General features: G+C 60.6%; 25 protein-coding genes and 1 pseudogene. 4 read left to right on the top strand and 22 right to left on the bottom strand.

Features of this window, described 5'->3' with window-relative positions:
* Window positions 1-4 precede the first annotated feature (4 nt).
* The 11 genes and pseudogenes from nusB to hemA all read right to left on the bottom strand — a co-directional run bounded on the left by nusB (window position 5) and on the right by hemA (window position 7,627).
* Complete coding sequence (gene nusB, locus Q0072_RS17525) at window positions 5-538, bottom strand: transcription antitermination factor NusB (protein ID WP_298332852.1); 534 nt, start codon at window positions 536-538, stop codon at window positions 5-7.
* Window positions 531-1,001: a 6,7-dimethyl-8-ribityllumazine synthase gene (locus Q0072_RS17520; protein ID WP_013480399.1), complete on the bottom strand. Its 471-nt coding sequence runs from the start codon at window positions 999-1,001 to the stop codon at window positions 531-533. The genes nusB and Q0072_RS17520 overlap by 8 nt, the downstream gene beginning before the upstream one ends.
* An 85-nt stretch (window positions 1,002-1,086) precedes the next feature.
* Window positions 1,087-2,226, bottom strand: coding sequence for a 3,4-dihydroxy-2-butanone-4-phosphate synthase (ribB, locus tag Q0072_RS17515; RefSeq protein WP_298332851.1), 1,140 nt, complete (start codon window positions 2,224-2,226; stop codon window positions 1,087-1,089).
* A 57-nt stretch (window positions 2,227-2,283) separates the two neighbouring features.
* Window positions 2,284-2,874 (bottom strand): riboflavin synthase, encoded by a 591-nt coding sequence (locus Q0072_RS17510; protein WP_298332850.1) that lies wholly within the window; start codon window positions 2,872-2,874, stop codon window positions 2,284-2,286.
* A 42-nt stretch (window positions 2,875-2,916) separates the two neighbouring features.
* Window positions 2,917-3,567, bottom strand: coding sequence for a RibD family protein (locus tag Q0072_RS17505; RefSeq protein ID WP_290798335.1), 651 nt, complete (start codon window positions 3,565-3,567; stop codon window positions 2,917-2,919).
* A 108-nt stretch (window positions 3,568-3,675) separates the two neighbouring features.
* Window positions 3,676-4,149 (bottom strand): annotated as a pseudogene (nrdR, locus tag Q0072_RS17500) (transcriptional regulator NrdR); the annotation flags it as partial.
* Window positions 4,150-4,158: 9 nt separating this feature from the next.
* Entirely contained in the window at window positions 4,159-5,454 is a 1,296-nt protein-coding gene (glyA, locus tag Q0072_RS17495) for a serine hydroxymethyltransferase (RefSeq protein WP_298332849.1), read from the bottom strand.
* 118 nt (window positions 5,455-5,572) lie between these two features.
* Complete coding sequence (locus Q0072_RS17490; RefSeq protein WP_013480405.1) at window positions 5,573-5,782, bottom strand: hypothetical protein; 210 nt, start codon at window positions 5,780-5,782, stop codon at window positions 5,573-5,575.
* Between the two features lie 3 nt (window positions 5,783-5,785).
* Window positions 5,786-6,085, bottom strand: coding sequence for a type II toxin-antitoxin system RelE/ParE family toxin (locus Q0072_RS17485; protein ID WP_298332848.1), 300 nt, complete (start codon window positions 6,083-6,085; stop codon window positions 5,786-5,788).
* 3 nt (window positions 6,086-6,088) lie between these two features.
* Entirely contained in the window at window positions 6,089-6,364 is a 276-nt protein-coding gene (locus tag Q0072_RS17480) for an addiction module protein (RefSeq protein WP_298332847.1), read from the bottom strand.
* Between the two features lie 39 nt (window positions 6,365-6,403).
* On the bottom strand, window positions 6,404-7,627 hold the full coding sequence (gene hemA, locus Q0072_RS17475) for a 5-aminolevulinate synthase (RefSeq protein WP_013480408.1): 1,224 nt from the start codon (window positions 7,625-7,627) through the stop codon (window positions 6,404-6,406).
* A gap of 301 nt (window positions 7,628-7,928) precedes the next feature.
* Here hemA and Q0072_RS17470 point away from each other — a divergent pair, with 301 nt between their 5' ends.
* Window positions 7,929-8,474 (top strand): hypothetical protein, encoded by a 546-nt coding sequence (locus Q0072_RS17470; protein WP_298332845.1) that lies wholly within the window; start codon window positions 7,929-7,931, stop codon window positions 8,472-8,474.
* A gap of 66 nt (window positions 8,475-8,540) precedes the next feature.
* Window positions 8,541-9,542, top strand: a complete 1,002-nt coding sequence (gene hemB, locus Q0072_RS17465; protein ID WP_298332843.1) for a porphobilinogen synthase — start codon at window positions 8,541-8,543, stop codon at window positions 9,540-9,542.
* 34 nt (window positions 9,543-9,576) lie between these two features.
* On the opposite strand, the gene Q0072_RS17460 is transcribed toward hemB, so the two are convergent.
* Together Q0072_RS17460 and Q0072_RS17455 are read right to left on the bottom strand one after the other, a co-directional pair.
* Window positions 9,577-10,443, bottom strand: coding sequence for an NAD(P)-dependent oxidoreductase (locus Q0072_RS17460; RefSeq protein ID WP_298332842.1), 867 nt, complete (start codon window positions 10,441-10,443; stop codon window positions 9,577-9,579).
* 8 nt (window positions 10,444-10,451) lie between these two features.
* On the bottom strand, window positions 10,452-10,961 hold the full coding sequence (locus tag Q0072_RS17455; protein WP_298332840.1) for a flavin reductase family protein: 510 nt from the start codon (window positions 10,959-10,961) through the stop codon (window positions 10,452-10,454).
* Between the two features lie 145 nt (window positions 10,962-11,106).
* Between Q0072_RS17455 and Q0072_RS17450 the strand changes: the two genes are divergently transcribed.
* Window positions 11,107-12,009: a flagellar motor protein MotB gene (locus Q0072_RS17450; protein WP_013480413.1), complete on the top strand. Its 903-nt coding sequence runs from the start codon at window positions 11,107-11,109 to the stop codon at window positions 12,007-12,009.
* 47 nt (window positions 12,010-12,056) lie between these two features.
* Complete coding sequence (locus tag Q0072_RS17445) at window positions 12,057-12,791, top strand: arginyltransferase (protein WP_298332835.1); 735 nt, start codon at window positions 12,057-12,059, stop codon at window positions 12,789-12,791.
* Here the strand turns inward: Q0072_RS17445 and Q0072_RS17440 are convergent.
* The 9 genes from Q0072_RS17440 to Q0072_RS17400 all read right to left on the bottom strand — a co-directional run bounded on the left by Q0072_RS17440 (window position 12,777) and on the right by Q0072_RS17400 (window position 21,373).
* Entirely contained in the window at window positions 12,777-13,418 is a 642-nt protein-coding gene (locus Q0072_RS17440) for an exopolysaccharide biosynthesis protein (RefSeq protein WP_298332833.1), read from the bottom strand. The two genes, Q0072_RS17445 and Q0072_RS17440, sit on opposite strands and share 15 nt — an antisense overlap.
* Before the next feature lie 379 nt (window positions 13,419-13,797).
* Window positions 13,798-16,014 (bottom strand): DNA topoisomerase IV subunit A, encoded by a 2,217-nt coding sequence (parC, locus tag Q0072_RS17435; protein WP_298332831.1) that lies wholly within the window; start codon window positions 16,012-16,014, stop codon window positions 13,798-13,800.
* Between the two features lie 119 nt (window positions 16,015-16,133).
* Window positions 16,134-16,601, bottom strand: coding sequence for a hypothetical protein (locus tag Q0072_RS17430; RefSeq protein WP_298332829.1), 468 nt, complete (start codon window positions 16,599-16,601; stop codon window positions 16,134-16,136).
* A gap of 108 nt (window positions 16,602-16,709) precedes the next feature.
* Window positions 16,710-17,429 carry a DNA repair protein RecO gene (recO, locus tag Q0072_RS17425; RefSeq protein WP_298332827.1) on the bottom strand — a complete coding sequence of 240 codons (720 nt, stop codon included), beginning with the start codon at window positions 17,427-17,429 and terminating at the stop codon, window positions 16,710-16,712.
* 194 nt (window positions 17,430-17,623) lie between these two features.
* Entirely contained in the window at window positions 17,624-18,595 is a 972-nt protein-coding gene (gene era, locus Q0072_RS17420; protein WP_298332825.1) for a GTPase Era, read from the bottom strand.
* Window positions 18,592-19,320: a ribonuclease III gene (gene rnc / locus Q0072_RS17415; RefSeq protein WP_298332823.1), complete on the bottom strand. Its 729-nt coding sequence runs from the start codon at window positions 19,318-19,320 to the stop codon at window positions 18,592-18,594. Before rnc ends, era begins: the two co-directional genes overlap by 4 nt.
* Window positions 19,320-20,138 (bottom strand): signal peptidase I, encoded by an 819-nt coding sequence (gene lepB / locus Q0072_RS17410; protein WP_298332822.1) that lies wholly within the window; start codon window positions 20,136-20,138, stop codon window positions 19,320-19,322. Before lepB ends, rnc begins: the two co-directional genes overlap by 1 nt.
* Before the next feature lie 93 nt (window positions 20,139-20,231).
* A complete protein-coding gene (gene acpS, locus Q0072_RS17405) occupies window positions 20,232-20,627 on the bottom strand; it encodes a holo-ACP synthase (protein ID WP_298332820.1) in 396 nt (131 codons plus the stop codon).
* Window positions 20,624-21,373: a pyridoxine 5'-phosphate synthase gene (locus Q0072_RS17400; protein WP_298332818.1), complete on the bottom strand. Its 750-nt coding sequence runs from the start codon at window positions 21,371-21,373 to the stop codon at window positions 20,624-20,626. The genes acpS and Q0072_RS17400 overlap by 4 nt, the downstream gene beginning before the upstream one ends.

Raw genomic sequence — 21,373 nt, 5'->3', positions numbered from 1 at the left:
AGGCTTACCTCGCGTCCTTGGCGATACCGTCCAAAGCGCCGTTGACGAACCGCGCCTCTTCATTGCCGAAGAAGGCCTTGGCGATCTCAACATATTCGTTGATCACCACCTCTACGGCGACATCGGGGCGGAATTTCAACTCCCACGCCCCGGCGCGCAGGATGGCGCGCAGCGTGGTGTCGATGCGGTCAAGACGCCAGTTAGACGCCAGACGCTCGGCAATCAGCACGTCAATCTCAGCCTGAGCCTTGACAATGGTGCGCAGACCGTCGGCGAAAAAGGCTTCATCGGCCGTACCCAGACGCTGCTCCTCGCCGCCCTCGCCTTCGATGTTGCCATCAAAGCGGAAGTCGGCAAATTCACGGATCACCGACTCGACGCCCGTCCCGGCAATTTCCATCTGATAGAGGGCCTGCACCAGCACCAGGCGCGCCACGGTGCGGGCGCGCTTTTCCTTGAGCGACAGGCGTCCGGACTCGGCGGCCTCATTGGCGTTCAGTTGCTCGATGACCGATTTCAGGCTCAGCGGATCAACCATGATTGCCTCCGCGCAGGGCCTTTTTCAGGGCAATCATGTCGAGCGCCACCTTGGCGACCGTGCCGCCCTTGTCGCCTTCCGAGCGGCGGGCACGGGCCCAGGCCTGATCCTCGTCCTCGACCGTCAGAATACCGTAACCGATGCACAGAAGCTGTTTCAGCGTGAGGTCCATCAGGCCGCGTGCCGATTCCTCGCACACATAGTCATAGTGGGTCGTCTCACCACGGATGACGCAGCCCAGCGCGACATAGCCGTCATATTTGCGCCCGGCGGGGCCCTGAGACGCATCTTCGGCCATAGCGATGGCGCCCGGCACCTCAAACGCCCCCGGCACGGTGATCACGTCATATTCCGCGCCATAGGCTTCCAGCGCCGCCTTGGCACCGGCCAGAAGCTCATCGGAAATGTCCTCATAGAAACGGCTTTCGACGATGAGGATGCGCAGGGGGGTATCAATGGTCAAGAGTTCAATCCTTGGGGGATAATGTATGTCTGTACTTACTTACAAATCCGGAACATAAAAAGCCAAATCTGACGACAGGGTGCGTTTAGCTGAGAGGTTTCCAGTCGATGATCTGAAGCCCGTAACCTTCCAGTGCCGCGGGCTTCGGCTTGGAGTCCGACAGGGCGATCATGTCGCGCACCCCCAGATCGAGCAAAATCTGCGCCCCGACGCCATAATCGCGAAGGCCGCGCGGCTGAGGCGCGCCCGCTTCATCAGCAGAAAAGCGGTTGGAGATCACCTTGGGGTCGAGGTCGCGCAGCATGACCATCACCGCCGGGCCGTCATAGGCCGCCAACGCCTTCATCGCCTGTTCGACCAGACCGGCGCGACCGTCCGAGGCCCCCAGCACGTCCGCGGCCACATCGAGTTGATGCATCCGCACCAGGGTCGCCTTGTTCGGCACCGGCTGATGCTTGACCAGCGCGATATGTTCGCTCTGATCGAGGCGGTTGCGATAGACAAACAGGCGGAACGGACCGCCCCACTGGCTTTCAAACGGCTTTTCCAGCACGCGATCAACGAAGCGTTCGGTGCGCCGGCGATAGGCAATCAGGTCGGCAATGGTGCCGATCTTCAGGCCGTGTGTCTGGGCGAATTTGATCAGGTCGGGCAGGCGCGCCATCGTCCCGTCGTCGTTCATCACCTCACAGATGACGCCCGCCGGATAGAGGCCCGCCATGCGCGAAATATCGACCACGGCCTCGGTATGACCGGCGCGCACCAGCACACCGCCATCCCGCGCCACCAGCGGGAAGACGTGACCGGGACTGACGATATCGTCATAGCCCTTGGTCTGGTCGATGGCCACAGCGATGGTACGGGCGCGGTCGTGGGCCGAAATGCCGGTAGTGATGCCGTCCTTGGCCTCAATCGCCACCGTAAAGGCCGTGCCGTTGCGTGCGCCGTTTTCAGCGGCCATCGGCGGCAGGCGCAACTGACGCGAACGCTCGCCTGTAATGGCCAGACAGATCAGGCCGCGCCCGAAGCGCGCCATGAAGTTGACCACGTCCGGCGTCGCCATCTGAGCCGGGATGCAGATGTCGCCCTCGTTTTCGCGGTCCTCGGCATCGACAAGGATATAGGGGCGGCCATTGCGGGCGTCCTCCAGAATATCCTCGATGGTCGAGATGGGGCTTTCGGAGCTGACCGGATTGAGGTCGGTGGCGATACGGTTGAAGGTCATGGCTATCTCTTACGAGTACGCCCCCTCACAGGAGCGTAGGAACAGGGTGCGCGGAGTTTAGACTGTCTCGCGCCAGCGCGCGGCATAGCGTGCCATCAGGTCGATCTCAAGGTTTAACTTGTCGCCCACCCTGCGGTCACTGAGGGTGGTGTGCGTCCAGGTGTGCGGAATGATGGCCACGCCGAACACATCGTCTTCGACCCCATTGACCGTGAGCGAGATACCATCCAGCGCTATCGAACCCTTGTGCGCGATATAGCGGTGCAGCGGGCGCGGCACACGCACCTTCAGACGATAGGCGTCACCGTCTTCGGTGAGGCTGATCAGTTCCCCCACCCCATCCACGTGACCCGACACGATATGACCGCCCAGTTCGTCGCCGACCTTCAGCGCCCGCTCCAGGTTCACGCGGTCGCCAACGCGCCAGTTATCGAGCGTGGTAACGGCCAGAGTCTCGTTCGACAAATCCAGCGTGTAGCGGTCACCACGCTTTTCCACCACGGTCAGGCAGCAGCCGGAATGAGCGATCGAGGCCCCGATATCGACGGTCGAAAGGTCATAGGCAGTCTGCACCTCAAAGCGCGCCCCGCCCTCGTGGCGGTCAATGGCGGTCAGGGTGCCTTTATCGGTGATGATGCCTGTAAACATACTGCGTCCTTACTTGCCTCTCTCCGTCAAACGGAGACGGCGCTACTCCAACTCGTAGCTTTCCCACAAATCGTCGCCTACCGCTTGAACGCCCACGCGGGTGAAACGGATCACCCGGTTGATGTCCGCAATGTCGAGAAAACCGATCACGGCGCGACCGTCACCGCCCAATATAGTGGGCGCGCGGAACCATTCCAGTCGGTCCACCGCACCCAGCTTGACAAAGGCCGTGGCGATCTGCCCGCCGCCTTCGACAAACAGGCGGTCGATCCCGGCGGCATTCAGTGCTTCCAGCGCCGCGATCAGGTCCACGCGCTGATGCCGTGAAGCGACCTTCAATGGCCGCACCCCCAGCGAGACCAGCTCAGGATTGAGGTCGTGCGTCGTCACCACATAGGTCGGGATGACGCGTGCCGTCTGCACCAGCTTGGAGTGCAGCGGGATGCGCCCGCGCGAATCCAGAACGACTCGCGCCGGCTGATAGCCCTCATAGCCCTGCAAACGCACGGTCAGTTCGGGATCGTCTTTCAGGACGGTTTCGATGCCGACCAGCACAGCATCATGCGAGGCCCGCAGTTCGTGCACGGCGCGGCGGGCGGGCTCACCGGTGATCCAGCGGCTTTCGCCCGTATGGGTGGCGATGCGCCCGTCGAGGGTGGTGGCCAGTTTGAGCGTGACGAACGGACGGATCATAATGCCCCGGCTTCACGCATCATCGGTGGCAGAGAGGTCCTGCTCGCCCAGCCCCTGACGGATGGGCGACGGGTCCTTGGGGTCGGGATTGCCGGCCGGAGCGGGCGTCAGCGGGACGTCTATACCCTCGCTGTCAAAGCCCTCCGCCCCCAGAAATTTCGCGAAATCAGAGGTTTCCTGAAAGTCCCGATAGACCGAGGCATAGCGCACATAGGCCACGGAATCGAGCGAGCGCAGGGCCTTCATGATCAGTTCGCCGACCACTTCAGAGCCGATTTCGGTCTCGCCCAGGCTTTCGAGCTGACGCACAATGCCCGACACCATGCGGTCAATGCGCTCCGGGTCGATCTGTCGCTTGCGTGTTGCAAGCGAAATCGAGCGTTCCAGCTTTTCACGGTCAAACGGCGTGCGGCGGCCCGAACGTTTGACAATAATCAGTTCGCGCAACTGCACCCGCTCAAAGGTGGTGAATCGCCCGCCGCATTCGCTGCACGAGCGGCGACGACGAATGGCTGCCCCATCCTCGGAGGGACGGGAGTCCTTGACCTGGGTTTCCGGGTTTCCGCAGAAGGGGCAGCGCATGACCGCACCTTAGCCGTAGATCGGGAAGCGCTGGGTCAGGGTCTTGACCTGCGCGCGCACCTTCGCCGTCACGGCCTCATCCGGCGCGCCGGAGTTCGAGGCCATGCCATCGACCACATCAGCGATCAGGTTGCCGATCAGGCGGAACTCTTCCTCGCGGAAGCCGCGGGTCGTGCCTGCCGGGGTGCCCAGACGCACACCGGAGGTGATGGTGAAGGGTTGCGGATCGAACGGGATGCCGTTCTTGTTGCAGGTGATGAAGGCCTCTTCCAGCGCGTGCTCGGTCGCCTTGCCGGTCTGGCCCTTGGGGCGCAGATCGACCGACATCACGTGGCTGTCGGTGCCGCCGGAGACGACGCCCAGACCGCGCGCCATCAGGGTTTCGGCCAGCACGCGGGCATTGGCCACGACCTGCGCCGCATAGGCCTTGAATTCCGGTTGCAGCGCCTCACCAAAGGCCACGGCCTTGGCGGCGATAACGTGCATCAGCGGGCCGCCCTGAAGGCCGGGGAAGACCGCCGAATTGATCTTTTTGCCCAGCGCTTCGTCATTGGAGAGGATCAGGCCGCCGCGCGGACCGCGCAGGGTCTTGTGCGTGGTGGTGGTGACGACGTGGGCGTGCGGCAGCGGGTCCGGATAGACGCCGCCGGCGACCAGACCGGCATAGTGGGCCATATCGACAAACAGATAGGCCCCGACGCTGTCGGCGATCTGACGGAAGCGGGCAAAGTCGATGTGGCGGCTGTAGTTGGAGGCCCCGGCGATGATCAGCTTCGGCTGATGTTCCTTGGCCAGCGCTTCGACCTTATCATAGTCGATCAGGTGGTTGTCTTCGCGCACGCCATAGGGGACGACCTTGAACCACTTGCCCGACTGGTTGGCGGGCGAACCGTGCGTCAGGTGACCGCCACAAGCCAGATCCATACCCATATAGGTGTCGCCCGGTTGCAGCAGCGAGAAGAAGACCGCCTGATTGGCATTGGCCCCAGAATGCGGCTGCACATTGGCAAAAGCGCAGTTAAACAGTTGCTTGGCGCGCTCGATGGCCAGCTTTTCGACTTCGTCGGCATATTCGCACCCGCCATAATAGCGGCGGCCCGGATAGCCTTCGGCGTATTTGTTGGTCAGGACCGAGCCCTGCGCCTCCAGCACGGCCTTGGAGACGATGTTTTCCGAAGCGATCAGCTCGATCTGATCCTGCTGACGGGTCAGTTCGCCCTTGATCGCCGCCAGAACGGCCGGGTCGGCATGGGCCAGGTCGCTGTTGAAATAGCCTTGCGGGATGAAGGAAGCGGGAGCGTTCACGAGCTTTATCCTGTCGTCTGGAGGAAGGTCGGCACTATATATAGCGCATCGTCCGAAATTGCGCGTCTGTTAAACCTTTGAGACAGCGAATCCAAGCGAAAACGTCTGATCCTGGGGTTTAGCAAATAATGCCGCCACGTCCGCGGTTCAAAGGTTGCGGCTTGAGCGCTTCGAGGCGGTTTTTCAGCTTCTGCACCGCCAGCCGTTTGACTGCTTCCGGGTCCGTGGCGGGCCCCAGTGTCGAGACTTCCTCACCCGACACCGGATCGACCGCCGTAACCTTCAGATAGGCCCCGTTGCGCTGAAGTTCGAGGAGAAATTCGGACATGGGTTACTCCCTGAAACGGCTTTGCCAGCGATCGGGGCTTTGCCGATCATGAAAAATGCCCAGAACTTCAATCTCATTTTCGCTAAAGCGGTAGTACAACGTGTACGAATGCCGCCGCAATTTAATGCGTCGAATATTCTCGGCAATCAAAACGTACCGCTGCGGATGTTTTCTTACACTTTTCAGCGCCCAATCAAACGCCTCAAGCCAGAGCCGCACAACCTCCGGACGTTCGCTCTCATACCATCTGCACACGGCATCGACATCAGCTTGCGCGGCAGGCCCGATGCGGATGTCGTGCATTCGTCAAAAGCCGTATTTATTTGCGAGTTGCTCTCGGAAAACGTCCCAAGGCACGGAATCCGCTTTGTCTTGCTCAAAGGTTTCCATGCGACGTTCTAATTCAGCCAGATGGGACGGGGGCACAGGGCCGTCGATCACCGCCAGATGACGATCACGTTTTTCCATTTGAGCCGGAGACAAATCCGTGTCGTCCTCAAGACTATCCCACAACGCCTCGATCAGCTCGAGGCGTTCCTCAACCGTCAGATCAGAGATCGCAATTTTGGACACAGCATTCATGGATTCAGGATACTCCCAAACCCCTGATCTGCCAAGACGTCAGGCCACCGCCGGCATACGGGCCACATTGCAGTGGCTCCACAGCTTATCCATCGCCTTGACCAGTTCGTCCATCATGTCGTCGTCATGGTCCGGCGACGGCGTGAAACGCAGGCGCTCGGTGCCCTTGGGCACGGTCGGGTAGTTGATCGGCTGCACATAGATGTTGAAATCGTTGAGCAGCATGTCCGAAATCATCTTGCAATGGACCGGATTACCGACCAGCACCGGCACGATGTGGCTGACCGACGGCAAAACCGGGATACCCAGTTCACGGAAGCGACGCATCAGGGTCTGAGCGCGTTCCTGATGGGCGATGCGGCGCTCATTGTGCGCTTTCAGCCAGCGCACGCTGGCCGCCGCACCCGCCATCACCGCCGGGGGCAGCGAGGTGGTGAAGATGAAGCCCGAGGCCCACAGGCGGATGGCGTCGCACATGGCGGCCTTACCGGCGATATAGCCGCCCATCATGCCGAAGGCCTTACCGAGCGTGCCTTCGATAATGTCAATCTGATCCATCACGCCGTCGCGCTCAGCCACTCCGGCCCCGCGCTCCCCGTAGAGGCCCACGGCGTGCACTTCGTCGATATAGGTCAGGGCGTTGTATTTTTTGGCCAGAGCGATGGTCCCGGCGATGTCGGCAATATCGCCATCCATCGAATAGACCGACTCAAAAGCGATGAGCTTGGGCGCATTGACCGGCGCCGCTGCCAGCAGTTCTTCGAGGTGCGCCAGATCGTTGTGACGGAAGACGTGACGCGCCCCGCCGCCATTGCGGATGCCCGCAATCATCGAGGCGTGGTTCAACGCATCCGAAAAGATGATCAGGCCCGGCAAAATCTTGTAGAGGGTCGTCAGGGTCGCTTCGTTGGCGACATAGCCCGACGAGAAGACCAGAGCGGCCTCTTTGTGGTGCAGATCGGCCAGTTCGGCCTCAAGCTCGTTATGATACCAGGTTGTACCGGAGATATTGCGCGTACCACCCGAGCCCGAACCGGCTTCGTCGATGGCGCGGTGCATAGCCTCAATCACCACCGGGTTCTGCCCCTGACCGAGATAGTCATTGGAACACCAGACCGTGACGTCGCGCTCGCTCCCGTCCTCGCGCTGCCAGGTGGCGCGCGGGAAGGCACCGCGATGACGCTTCAGATTGGCAAAAACACGGTAACGACCTTCCTTGCGGACGGCGTCAATGGCGGCCTCGAATGCGGCGTTGTAATCCATGTACTTATCTCAACCCCGTCTCCGCAAAAGAAACCGGGCCCTCGGTGGGTTGTTGTCAGGGTCTCAACGCCCTGTTTGACCATAGCCGGTATAGTGGGTTGTTCCGCCCGTGGCCAGTATCAATATGCCATAGGTTTCGGCCCGTGGCGCATCAAATCTGCCCCTGACGCTGGTGCATAATGACGCACCTCTTCCCAGCCCGCGTATCGGCACAATCGAACTGTGTTTGCATTATAATGAATTTTTTGCAAATATAGGGTCTCCTTGGGGTGCGCTAACAACCGTCAGCAAAGGTCCGGTCATGAACGCTTCGTCTTCCAAAGCCGTCGCCGATACTGCCTTTACCGGTCAATCCAGTGCCGCCGCCTGCGAAGAGGACGAGCGTAATCTGGCCTATGTCGTGTATGGCCTGTTGTTCGTCAGCCCGTTTTCGCTGGGTATTACGGCCCTGATCGGTGCGGCGCTGGCCTATCTGCGCAAAAAAGACTGCACCTCTTACGTTCAGACGCATTTTCGCTATCAGATCAAACACTTCTGGGCAATTTTTGCACTATGGGGCATGGCGACCTTTATCGCGGTTATCTGTACCGTCGTGCTGACCTGGACGCTCGCCAACCTCATCTGGTCGCAATACGACATCTCCGACTGGCGACGAATCGATCTCGACCTCAGCGATCTCGACATTTCCAGCATCCCAGTTTCGACCATACTCGGTGTCTCTTCGGGCTATGTGATTTCGGCGCTTCTGACCTTTATGGCCACGGTGTGGATTCTCGCCGCCTCGGTGAATGGCGTCCTCAAACTCAATCATAACAAGCCGATTGGCAAACGCTTCAGAACGGCGTAAGCCCCTGCCCCGTTGAACTGGTAATTGCGCGCCGCGGTGAGCGATGCGTTTGAACGGGGTGCTTCCATGACCTTCTCCCCTCTCGTCGGTGCCTACCCTCTGGCCCGCCCGCGCCGTCTGCGTCAGTCGGGCTGGGTGCGTGATCTGGTGGCCGAACACCACCTCAGCGTTTCGGACCTGATCTGGCCGATCTTCGTGCACGACAAGGACGTAGCGCGTGACCCCATCCGCTCGCTGGAAGGCGTTGACCGACTGAGCATTGCCGAAGCCGTCAAGGAAGCGAAGGAAGCCCACGCGCTGGGCATACCGGCTTTGGCCCTGTTTCCCAATATCGATCCGTCGCTGCGCAATGATGACGCGACGGCGGCCTATGACCCCGACGGCCTGATCGCCCGCACCTGCCGTGCCATCAAATCGGCCGTGCCGGAGATAGGCCTGATCGTCGATGTGGCGCTCGATCCCTTCACCTCGCACGGCCACGACGGCATCCTCAGCGACGGCAGGATTCACAACGAAAAAACCATCGAAATTCTCACCCGGCAGGCGCTGGTGCAGGCCGAAGCCGGGGCCGATGTGCTCGCCCCCTCGGACATGATGGACGGGCGAATCGGCGAGATTCGCAAGGCGCTGGAGGCACAAGGCCTGACCGATAAGCTGATCCTGTCCTATGCCGCCAAATACGCCTCGGCCTTCTATGGCCCGTTCCGCGACGCGGTCGGCACCTCGGCGCTGAAAGGCGACAAGAAGACCTATCAGATGGACAGCGCCAATACCGACGAGGCCCTGCGCGAAGTCGCCATGGACCTTCAGGAAGGCGCCGATATGGTGATGATAAAGCCCGGTCTGCCCTATCTCGACATCGTGCAGCGCGTATCGGAAACCTTCCGCGTGCCGACCTTCGTCTATCAGGTGTCGGGCGAATACGCGATGATCAAGGCGGCGGTCAATGCCGGTTTCATGGACCACGACAAGGGCGTGTTCGAGACGCTGCTGGCCTTTAAACGCGCCGGGGCGTCGGGGGTGCTGACCTATTTCGCCAAATACGCGGCGGAGAAGCTAAAGGGGTAGGAAGATGTGGGGTCGCAGACCCCACACCCCGTAATCAAGACTTCCGCCGTGCCTCCAGACGCGCGTGCAGCGATGAGGTGTCCCAGCGCTGGCCGCCCATGGCCTGCACTTCGGAATAGAACTGATCGACCAGTGCGGCGACGCTTAAGTGCGCGCCGTTTGAGCGGGCTTCGTCCAGGGCAATCCCCAGATCCTTGCGCATCCAGTCCACGGCAAAGCCGAAATCGTACCTGCCCTCGGCCATGGTCGCCCAGCGGTTCGACATCTGCCACGACCCGGCCGCGCCCTGTGAGATGGCCTGAAACACCAGTTCCGGGTCAATATCGGCGCATTTGGCAAAGTGCAGCGCCTCGGCAATGCCCTGCACCGCACCGGCAATGGCAATCTGGTTGCACATCTTGGCCGTCTGGCCCGCACCGGCTTCGCCGATCCGGGTCAGCGACTTGGTATAGGGCAGCGTCACCGCGCGCACGCGGGCCAGTTGCGACTCTTCGCAGCCGACCATTACCGATAAGGCGCCATTGACGGCCCCCGCCTGCCCACCAGACACCGGCGCATCGGCAAAATGCAATCCTTTACTGATACATAGGACCGAAAGCTCACGCGCCAGTCGTGCCGAAGTCGTCGTGTGGTCGATAATCAAACTGCCCACCGCCATGCGTCCTGCGGCGCGCGTCACCAGATCGCGCACATCGTCATCGCGCCCGACACACAGGACCAGCACCTCAGCATTTTCCACGGCCTCTTCAAAGTCGGTGGCAAAGGCGGCGCGGTGCGCCTCGCCCCAGGCCATCGCCTTATCTATCGAGCGGTTAAAACCCACGACCTCGAAACCGGCCTTCAACAGATGACCGGCCATGGGGGCGCCCATGACGCCCAGACCTGCAAATACGATACGCATGGAATGCCTCAAACCGGTAAAGGGTGGGTCTGGCCATAGCGGCCACGGAAATAGGTCAGGCCGTGTTCACCAAAATGGGTTTCGGACTGATCGAAGGCTTCGACCTCTCCGACGATAACCAGATGATCCCCCAGCACCTGCGTCTGATACTGACGGCATTTCAGCCACGCCAGCCCCGCTTTCAGGCGCAGCGGCTCGTCAGCAAACGACAGGTCGTCGGCTTCGCGGCAATAAGGATTTTCACGGAAAAAGCGGTCGGACAGATCGCGTTGCGCCGCGCTCAGGATATTGATGCCAAAACTCTGCGCTTCGGCAAACAGGGCATAGCGCTCGGATTTGAGGTCCAGCGACCACAGAATCAGCTTCGGCTCCAGCGACACAGAGGCGAACGAATTGATGGTCAGCCCCATGACACATGGGTGGCCTTCGCGGTCCACCACAGGAATGGTGACGACAGCCACGCCGGTGGCAAAGGTGCCCAGCGCGTGACGATAGGCCAGACGATCAGGGTCGCTCAATGGAACCTCATGGCAAGAGACAATCCCCTCCTTTGACCCCAAAAGCCTGCGGGGGTCAATCGCTGAAACTGCCTGAAAACCGCTGGCGGCTTCAACCGCCTGTTAAGATTAATGACCGATAGATTGATGAACTTCCGGAGTTCGTATGGCCAGTCGCGACGCCCCCGTTGTCATCAAGAAAGTCAAGAAGGTCGTCGGCGGCGGACACCACGGCGGCGCGTGGAAGGTCGCCTATGCCGACTTCGTGACCGCCATGATGGCCTTCTTCCTGCTGATGTGGCTGATCAACACCACCTCCCCCGAACAGAAAAAGGGCGTTGCCGACTATTTTGCCCCGGCCAGCGTGTCTCAGACGACTTCGGGCTCAGGTGGCATTCTGGCCGGCACCGCGATTGGCCGCGACGGCGTCAAGCAGGAAGGCTCGATGGCCTTTATCGAGCATATGGCCCCCGAAGCCCCGGACGTGCAGGACCGTGACGGCACCGCCAAAAATGCCGCCGACCTGTCGCAGACTCCGGAAGAGGAACTGCGCGAAGAGTTGCAAAAACGCGAGGAGGCTTCGTTCCGCTCGGCCGCCGAATCGCTGCGGCAGGCGCTTCAGGACATGCCCGAACTGGCCGAACTGTCGAAAAACATCCTTGTCGATCAGACGCCGGAAGGCCTGCGCATCCAGTTGATCGATCAGGAGGGCCGCGCCATGTTCAACGCCAACTCCACCCAGCCCAATGAACGTGCGCGCCTGTTGCTGCGCGCCGTGGCCAAGGTGGTCAATCAGTTGCCGAACCGCATATCGATCACCGGGCACACGACCGGCACCCCCGGCATGGGACAGTCGGATAAGGACTGGAAACTGTCGGCCGATCGCGCCGATGCCTCGCGCCAGGTATTGCAGGGCGCAGGTGTCGATCAGGACCGTGTGGCGCAGGTTTCAGGCAAGGCGGCGAAGGAACCTCTGTATCCGGACGACCCGACTCTGGCCGGCAACCGCCGCATTGCGATTATTTTGCTGCGCGAAGCCCCCGTTCTCCCAGAAAACCCTTCTCTTTGACGGAAAAATGGGGTCTGATGGGCTAACAGGATTGTCAGGCATCACCCATGAGCGAGCATTTTCCGGGACGAAAGCTCAGATACTATCTGACCATCCCTGGCCCATGCCCGTATCTGGATGGTCAGGAGGAACGCAAGGTGTTTGTGCACCTGCCCCCCCTCGAAGCCATCAATGTCAATGATCAGCTCTCGGCCATAGGGTTTCGTCGCTCCCAGAACATCGCCTACCGCCCGGCCTGCCCGGCCTGTCGCGCCTGTCAGTCGGTGCGCATCCCCGTCCACGGCTATCAGCACAATCGGACGGACAAGCGCATCCTGAAACGCAATGCGGGGCTGACGCGGCATTTCCGTGAGGCCGAAGCGACGCGCGAACAGTATGATCTGCTGCAAAAATACCTGAAAGCCCGCCACCCCGACGGCGGCATGATGGACATGACCTGGCCCGATCTGGTGGCGATGGTCGAAGACACGCTGGTGCGCACCCACATCATCGAATACCGGCTGGAAGGGCAACTGATCGGCTGCGTACTGGTCGATGCGCTCAATGACGGCCTGTCGCTGGTCTATAGCTTCTACGATCCGGACCTGATGAACCGCTCGCTGGGCCGCTTCGTCATTCTGGACCACATCGATCAGGCGCAGCGCGCCGGCTATGCCTATGTCTATCTCGGCTACTGGGTGAAGGGGTCGCCCAAGATGGACTATAAGGCGCGCTACCGGCCGCTGGAGGCGCTGACCGATTTCGGCTGGACCGAAATTGATCCGGATTTAACTGAAGACTGAGTTCAGTCCGCGCCCGGCGGCAAAAGCGCCATAAACAATGCCGCCGACATAAAGCGTGGCGGCCAGCGCAAACACCTGCCCCAGCAGCACAAACAGGCCATCGCGCTGTATCATGCCGACCGCCGTCAGCAGAATCGCCACCGCCGGCAGGGTGTTGGAAAATGGAATAATCCCCAGCGGCAGCATCATGATCACCGCCGCATATATCAGGACCAGCGCATTGACGCGGTTCGACACCGCGCCGCTCGTCAGCCTCAGCAGGCGTGGCTTGACGAAGCGGTCGATCTTCGACACCACGCCAACCCCGCGTTGCAGCACCGGCACCAGCTTCGCCGTCTCGATCTCACGGTCCAGTATCTTTTCCGGCAGCCACGGCAGGCGGTTGAAAAGAATAGCCACGGCAATGAGGATGATAGCGGCGCTGAACGGGATGGAAATACCCGGCACCGACACGGGGATCAGAAACGGCAGACACAGCAGCACGCAGAGCAGCAGCAGACCCTGCTCTCCCATCATTTCGATCAGTTCCCGTAGTGTTGTGTGCTTGCCCTCAATGCGCCCCACCGTATGGGTCAGCATGGCACTAAGGGTTTCCGAGGTATCGTGAAAGCCAAAAATCTTACGCATGCGGCATATGCACCGAAAGGCGCATAAGGGCGCAAGTGGAAAATCGTTTGCGTGAATGGACGTTTTTAGTGGGCAGAAAGAGGGAACCACAGATTATACAGATTTCACAGATGACGTGCGCGGTGACTATCGAGGGTTTCCACCACACACCGTGCCCGTAAAACCAGACAGTCCGGGCTGCCTACCCGGCTCTATAGCATTCGTCGGCTCAGTTGAGCCGCCGAATGGCTCTAAATTTTTTTGCTTTAACGCGCTTTTTTATCCGAAACGAAGTTCGGCGAAGCCAAAAGTGCGTCACACTTTTCGGCAAGCGCTCTAACAAAAAAAGAGACGCGCCGGGGCGCGTCTCAATCTGTGTAATCTGTGGTTCTTTAAAGTCTTACGCCGGTCGCAGCTTGCGCAGGCCGCGCGGGGCCATCTTGCCGACGCTGGCGCGCTTACCCACAAAGTCTTTCCAGTCCTTGAAGTCGCGCGCCTTGCCCGATCCGTCGTACCACTGCACCGGCCCGGCCTGATCGAAGATAGCGATGTCCTTGACGCCGCCGTCCTTATAGCCTTGCAGCTTTACGCCCTTGCCACGCGCCATTTCCGGCAGTTCTGAGACAGGATAGATCAGCACCTTGTTGTTTTCGCCCAGAATGACGACGTGGTCACCCGTCACCGGCAAAGCCACAAAGGCTTCGGTGCCATCGGCATTGAGCACCGACTTGCCGGCCTTCTTGTTACCGACGGCGTCCTCTTCGTTCATCACGAAGCCATAGCCGTTCTTCGACACCATCAGGCGCTTGGCCCCCGGCGTGAACATGAAGACATTGACGATGCGGGTGTTTTCTTCCATTTCCAGCATCAGCTGGAGCGGTTCGCCATGCCCGCGCCCGGACGGCAGCTTGTCGCAGCCGAGCGTAAAGAAGCGCCCGTCCGAGGTCATGATCAGCAACTTGTCGGTGTTATAGCCGGGCACCAGGAAGCCGAGATTGTCGCCTTCCTTGAACTTCAGTTCTGACGGATCATCGACGCGACCCTTGGTGGCGCGGATCCAGCCGCGTTCCGACAGGATGACGGTCAGGGCCTCCTTGGGCAGATAGGACTCGATGGCTGCCACCTCGACGCCTTGCGGCGCTTCGGCAAAGGTGGTGCGGCGCGCCGACAGAAGCTGCTTGCGCACCTCGGTCAACTGCTCGTCGATGCGCTTCCACTGCTTCTTTTCGGAGCCCAGCAGAGACAACAGCCCATCGCGTTCCTTCGACAGCTTGTCGTGCTCGCCCTTGATGGCCATTTCTTCCAGCCGCGCCAGTTGCCGCAGCCGCGTATCAAGGATGTAATCGACCTGAACCTCGGTCAGCTCGAAACGCGCCATCAGGGTCTGCTTCGGCGTCTCGTCCTCGCGGATAATGCGGATCACCTCATCCAGATTGAGGAAGGCGATCATCAGGCCGTCGAGGACGTGCAGACGCTTCTCGATCTTGTCCAGACGCCATTGCGACTGCCGGATCAGCACTTCGCGGCGGTGGTCAAGGAAGGAGGTCAGGATAGTCTTCAAACCCATGACGCGCGGCGTACCGGTCTTGTCCAGCACGTTCATGTTGAAGGCAAAGCGCGTTTCCAGATCGGAGATCTTGAACAGGCTTTCCATCAGCACTTCGGGGTCGATATTGCGCGTCTTAGGCTCAAGGATCAGGCGCACCTCTTCGTCGGATTCGTCGCGCACATCGCCCAGCAGCGGGGCCTTCTTCGCTTCGATCAGGTCGGCCAGTTGCTCGATCAGGCGCGACTTTTGCACCTGATACGGGATTTCAGAAACGAGGATACGCCACGCCCCGCGGCCCAGATCCTCGACCTCATAGCGGGCGCGCACCCGCACGCTGCCGCGGCCCGTCTCATAGGCCTCATAAATCGCTTCGCGGCGTTCGACGCAGATGCCGCCGGTCGGGAAGTCGGGTCCCGGAATAATGGCCATCAGGCCGTTGGTGTCGGTGTTGGGCTCGGCGATCAGCAGCTTACAGGCGTCGATCAGCTCGGCCACATTGTGCGGCGGGATGGAAGTCGCCATACCCACAGCAATGCCCGTCGCCCCATTGGCCAGCAGGTTCGGAAACGCCGCCGGCAGCACAACCGGCTCCTCATCCTGACCGTCATAGGTCGGGCGGAAATCGACGGCATTCTCGTCGATGCCGTCCAGCAGCAGCATGGCCGCCGTCGTCATCTTGCATTCGGTGTAACGCATGGCGGCGGCACTATCGCCGTCGATATTGCCGAAATTGCCCTGTCCATCGACCATGGGGTAGCGCTGAGCGAACCATTGCGCCATACGCACCAGCGCGTCGTAGATCGACTGATCGCCGTGCGGGTGGAAGTTACCCATGACTTCCCCGACGACCTTGGCCGATTTGCGCGCCGCCGCCTGCGGGTTCAGCCGCATATTGTGCATGGCGTACAAAACGCGCCGGTGCACCGGCTTCAGGCCGTCGCGCACGTCCGGCAGGGCCCGGTGCATGATGGTGGACAGCGCATAGGCCAGATAGCGCCGCGACAGGGCCTCGCCCATCGGTTCGCTGAGGATACGGCCACCTTCGTCAGGAATCACATCGTTGCTCATGCCTTATGCGTAAGGCTTTCGCGCTTTTCGCACAAGCACATATGCAGAACAGGTTGTGGAGGGAGAGGCCCAATATCCGTTGCAGAACGCCCAAGGACAGACTTGCGCACTCAGAGCGCTCAGAACAGGGCGTCCACGGCGTTTTGCAGATCGTTTTCGATGCGCTCGGCCCGCCCGTGAATATGGGCGTCCATTTCAACGACCCGAGCCTTCAGGCTGTCGAGACGCGCCGCCAGATCTTCGCGCGCCGCCTCGTCTTCGAGATTGGAACTGAGCAGAATCTGGATGCCGGACTCGAACTCTTCGAGCGCCTTTTCACAAGCCTCATCGAAGGGTTTGCGCACCGCGTCGGGTGAGGCCCGATAGGCGGCAATGACCACGTCTTTTTGCTCAAAGCCGGAATTTTCGAAATGTTCGACATAGCCGCGACGACGCCAGTCCATCAGTTCCTCGGCCATGTCCGGCATGTCGAGGCCCATTTCAAACAGCATGATCGCTTCGTTGAACAGGTTGAGGTAATCCGTCGCCAAACCCGTCTCCGGATTGACGTTGGCTGCCCGCAGTTCCTGTTCACTATACCCTGACATACCCGTCAAACTACCCGCCCGAATCGAGCCCATCGGCCTAACTTAGTGAAAACACGTTACCAAAGCATGGAGAACGATGTTTTCGCGTGCATTTTAAAAACGGAATCACTAATCCCGTACACTGTCGATAAGGCGCGTGCGGATTTCGGGCAAGGGTTGATTGAGCGGATGAAAGATATGCCGCTCCAGAAAATAGCCGGTCAGGTCCAGCCCCCGGCGCAGATCGTCCGCCTGGACGCCGCCTTGTGACGACAGCAAAAAGCCCGGCAAAGGCAGCAGCTTATCCTTATAGGGCTCGCCTTCGCGGCGGCTGACGGCACGGGCCGAACGCGGCGAGACATAGACCAGATCGTCGCGGCTGCCGCTCACGGCGCAGGCCGACAGGTCGAGACCGAACCCCACAGCCTCCAGCAGGCCCATCTCGAAGCGCACATAGACATAGGGCCAGACACCGGGCAGGCCAAAGGCATTAATCAACGTTTCAAAGGCATAAAAGGCCCCCGGATAGGCCTCGCGTTCGGGCAGGACGGCGCGCGTCATAACGCAGGCACACTGCACGCCGATCAGGGCCATAGGATCGTCGAAAAATTCAGCCGTGGCGTCGCCTTCCGGCTCAAGGGTGGCTGAGCCCAGATGGTCGGCGGTGCGCGCCCGATAGGACAGGCGTACGCGGCTGGCCGGTTGCAGATAGGGCTTAAGGCGACGTGACGCCCCACCAGGCACATGGGCGGCGATATGACCGTGTTCCAGAGTCAGAAAATGCACCACCGCACCGGTTTCCCCGTGCGGCCGGGCACTTAAGACAAAGGCATCGTCTTCGAAAGTCAAATCCTCCTCCCCTGCGCCAGCGGGGGAGGTGGCGAGCCCGCGAAGCGCGGCGAGACGGAGGGGGCCGGACGGTAATGTAAAGCCCCCTCCGACACGCCTTCGCTAGAACTCCGGCGTGCCACCTCCCCCGCTTCGCCTATGGGCTCGCAAGGGAGGAGAAAGGCGGAGCGTCTGCCGACCAGCCTCACGTGAAATTACTCCCCGAACTCCAGACCGAACTGCGCATATAGCGCCCGGTCGTCGCTCCAGCGTTCATTGACCTGAACGTGCAGGAACAGATGCACCTTGCGGTCGAGAATATCCATCAGTTCCTGACGGGCGCGCTGACCGATCCATTTCAGGGTCTGGCCGTTCTTGCCCAGCACGATGGCGCGCTGACCGTCGCGTTCGACAAAGATGGTCTGTTCGATGCGCGCGGCACCGTCTGGCGTGTCCTTGAAGTCGGTCGTCACGACGGCGCAGGCATAGGGCAGTTCCTCATGCACGCGCAGGAACAGCTTTTCGCGGGTGATTTCGGCGGCCAGAATACGCACCGGCGCATCGGCGGCCTGATCTTCCGGATACAGCCACGGTCCCGCCGGCATTTTGTCGGCCAGAGCCTCCATAAGGTCGGCAATGCCATTGCCCTTTTCGGCCGAAATCATGAAGACCTGATCGAAAACGCCCTCCTTGAACAGGCTGTCGGCCAGGGCCAGCAGGTTGTCGCGGCGCAGAAGGTCGATCTTGTTCAGCACCAGAATGGCGCGGCGGTTATTGGCTTTCAGCCCCGCAATGATGGTCTCGGCGTCTTCGACCGCCAGCTTGTCGGCACCGGTCGGCTTGGTGTCGGGGGCCGGGAAATGCACGGCCAGATGCGCCGGAGCGTCGATCAGCATGACCACGATGTCGGCGTCTTCGGCCCCACCCCAGGCCGATCTGACCATGGCACGGTCCAGACGGCGGCGCGGCTTAAAGATGCCCGGCGTATCGACCAGCACGATCTGCGCTTCACCGTGAATGGCGATACCGCGCACCGGAAAGCGCGTCGTCTGCACTTTTTGGGTGACGATGGAGACTTTGGAGCCGACCAGAGCGTTGACAAGGGTGGATTTGCCCGCATTGGGCGCGCCGATGATGGCGGCGAAACCCGCGCGCGTCGTCGCGGGAGAAGAAGAGGTAATCGTCAATTAAGACCTGCGTGTTCGATAAAGCTGAGGGCCGCCGCCTTTTCGGCCTCCTGACGAGACTTGCCGCTGGCGACGACGGGATCATAGCCTTCTAGCGTGAGCGCGACTTTAAAGATAGGGGCATGATCAGGCCCGCTGCGTTCCACTATCTCATATTTCGGTGAAGGGAGCTTTTTCTGCGCTGCCCATTCCTGAAGGTGCGACTTGGGATTCAGGTGCGAACGGGAGTGGCTGGCGCGGATATGCGGCTGCCACAGGGGCGCGAATATGCGCCGCGCCGTCTCAAAACCACCGTCAATATAGACCGCCGCGATCAGGGCCTCACAGGCATCACCGAGTATGGTCAGGTTGGAACGCCCGCCGCTTTTGGTTTCACCGGGTGCCAGACGCATGGCCGCCCCGACGCCCAGCGACATGGCCACTGCCGCGCAGGTTTCGCGACTGACCAGCCCGTGCAGGCGCTGCGACATCTCGCCTTCGGCGGCCTGCGGAAAGGCCTGCATCAGGGCTTCGGCCACCAGCAGACCCAGCACGCGATCCCCGAGAAACTCCAGCCGCTCATTGTCGCCGGAGACGGTCTTTTTGGGGCGGCCGTCGCTGACACTGGCGTGGGTAAGCGCGCTGTCGAGCAATTGTCGGTCCGAAAAGCGGTATCCGAGCTTCGCCTCCAGTTCATCCAGCACCTTTTGCCGGTGGCCGGAGGCATCCCTTTGCATACGTGTCATTATTTCAGGGACTTGAAGAAACGGTCCCAGCGCAGGTCGAGCCAGGTCCACGGCTTGAACAGCGAGGCCCCCTTGTTCCACGAGATCAGCACCATAACCGCCTTGCCCTCAAGGTTTTCGGCGGGCACGAAGCCGACACCCGGCTGGAACGGATCGGCCGGCGAGAAACGGCTGTCGAGCGAGTTGTCGCGGTTATCGCCCATCACGAAATACTGACCTTCGGGGACGGTGAATTCCTGCGTGTCGTCGGCTTCGGGCTTATTGTCTTCGAGATTTTGAGTCAGGTGATCCGCACCATCTGGCAACTGCTCTTCCTGAATGTCCGCACCCTGCGTCGCATAGGTAATGCCGGCGGAAATCGGCCCCTTGTCGATCGTGGTCACCGGCTGTTCGTTGATAAAGACCTGACCGTTCTTCACCTGAACGCGGTCGCCGGGCAGGCCGATGACGCGCTTGATGTAATCGACCTTGGTGTTGCTGGGCAGCTTGAACACCACGATGTCACCGCGTTTGGCCTGCTTTTCGAAAATACGGCCCGAAATCACCGGCGGCGAAAACTGGATGGAATGCTTGGAATAGCCATAGTCCCACTTGCGCACCACAATGTAGTCGCCCTCATAGAGGTTGGGCTCCATCGAGGCCGACGGGATAGTGAAGGGCTGGAAAAACAGCGTGCGGAAGACCAGCGTGATGATCAGGGCGATCGCCACGGTTTTGATGATATCGGACCATTCGTCCTTGATCGCCGACTTTTCGTCGTTTTCCACGGTCGCATTTTCGGTCACCGCGTCTTCAACGACCTTGTCTTCAGCGCTCATTACTCAGCCCCATATTCTCTAGCGCCTTACGTTTTAAGCGCATTCCTTCGACCTGTCTATTTTTAGATTCCGGCCAAAAATAGACGTTACATTTTATTCAGGGAGCGCCTCGATGATCACATAGGCCCCGGCCAGATCGCCCTCATCGGTCAGGCTGAGGTGGATGCGCGCTATGCTGCCCTGCGGCAGCAGCGCCTGAAGCCGGTCAAGCGCGCCGTTTTTAAGCGCCACCTCAGGCTTGCCCAGTGCATCATTGCGCACCTCTATGTCGGTGAAATGAAAGCCGCGCAACCCGCTGCCCAGCGCCTTCATCACCGCCTCCTTGGCGGCGAAACGCTTGGCCAAAGTCGGATGCACCGGCGTTTTCGATAGCGCATAGGCCTGCTCGGCGGGCGTGAACACGCGATCAAGGAACTTCTGACCAAAGCGTTCGACCGATTGCCGGATGCGCCGCGCATCGGTCAGGTCAATGCCCACGCCAATTATCATAGGCGCGCGGCGTCCATCAGGTGCCGCATGCGGCTGACCGAAGCCTCAAGCCCCACAAAGATGGCCTCACCGATCAGGAAGTGGCCGATATTCAGCTCTTTGATCTGCGGCACGCGCGAAATAAAGGTCACGGTGTCGTAGTCGATGCCGTGGCCCGCATGGACCTCGATGCCGACCTCAGCCGCCATGTGCGCCGCCCATTCGAGCTTCTTCATCTCGGATTCGACGATGGAGCGTTCGCCTTCGCGCCAGGCGTCGCACAGCGCGCCTGTGTGGAATTCGACGACGGGCGCGCCGATATTCGACGCTGCCGATACCTGAAGCGGGTCGGTGGCAATAAACAGCGAGGTACGGATACCCGCCGCATTGAGCCGCGCGACCGCGGGCCCCACGACGTCTATATTATCCGCCACATCCAGACCGCCTTCGGTGGTCCGTTCCTGACGCCGTTCGGGCACCAGACAGCAGGCGTGCGGCTTGAGATCGAGCGCAATGCCGATCATCTCATCGGTCACCGCCATCTCGAAATTCAGCGGCTTGCGAAACTCATCGCAGACGGCTTTCAGCGCCCAGACATCCTTATCGAGCACGTGGCGGCGATCTTCGCGCAGGTGCGCCGTGATGCCATCGACCCCAGCCTCCAGCACCTGCCGCGCGCCGCGCGCCGGATCAGGCGCATGGCCGCCGCGCGCATTGCGCACCGTGGCGATGTGGTCGATATTGATCCCCAGACGGATGCGGTTCAT

Source organism: Asticcacaulis sp., assembly GCF_027484505.1.
Taxonomy (GTDB): Bacteria; Pseudomonadota; Alphaproteobacteria; order Caulobacterales; family Caulobacteraceae; genus Asticcacaulis.
Note: the sequence above shows the minus strand (reverse complement) of the source record. Positions and strands in the feature narration are given on the sequence as shown.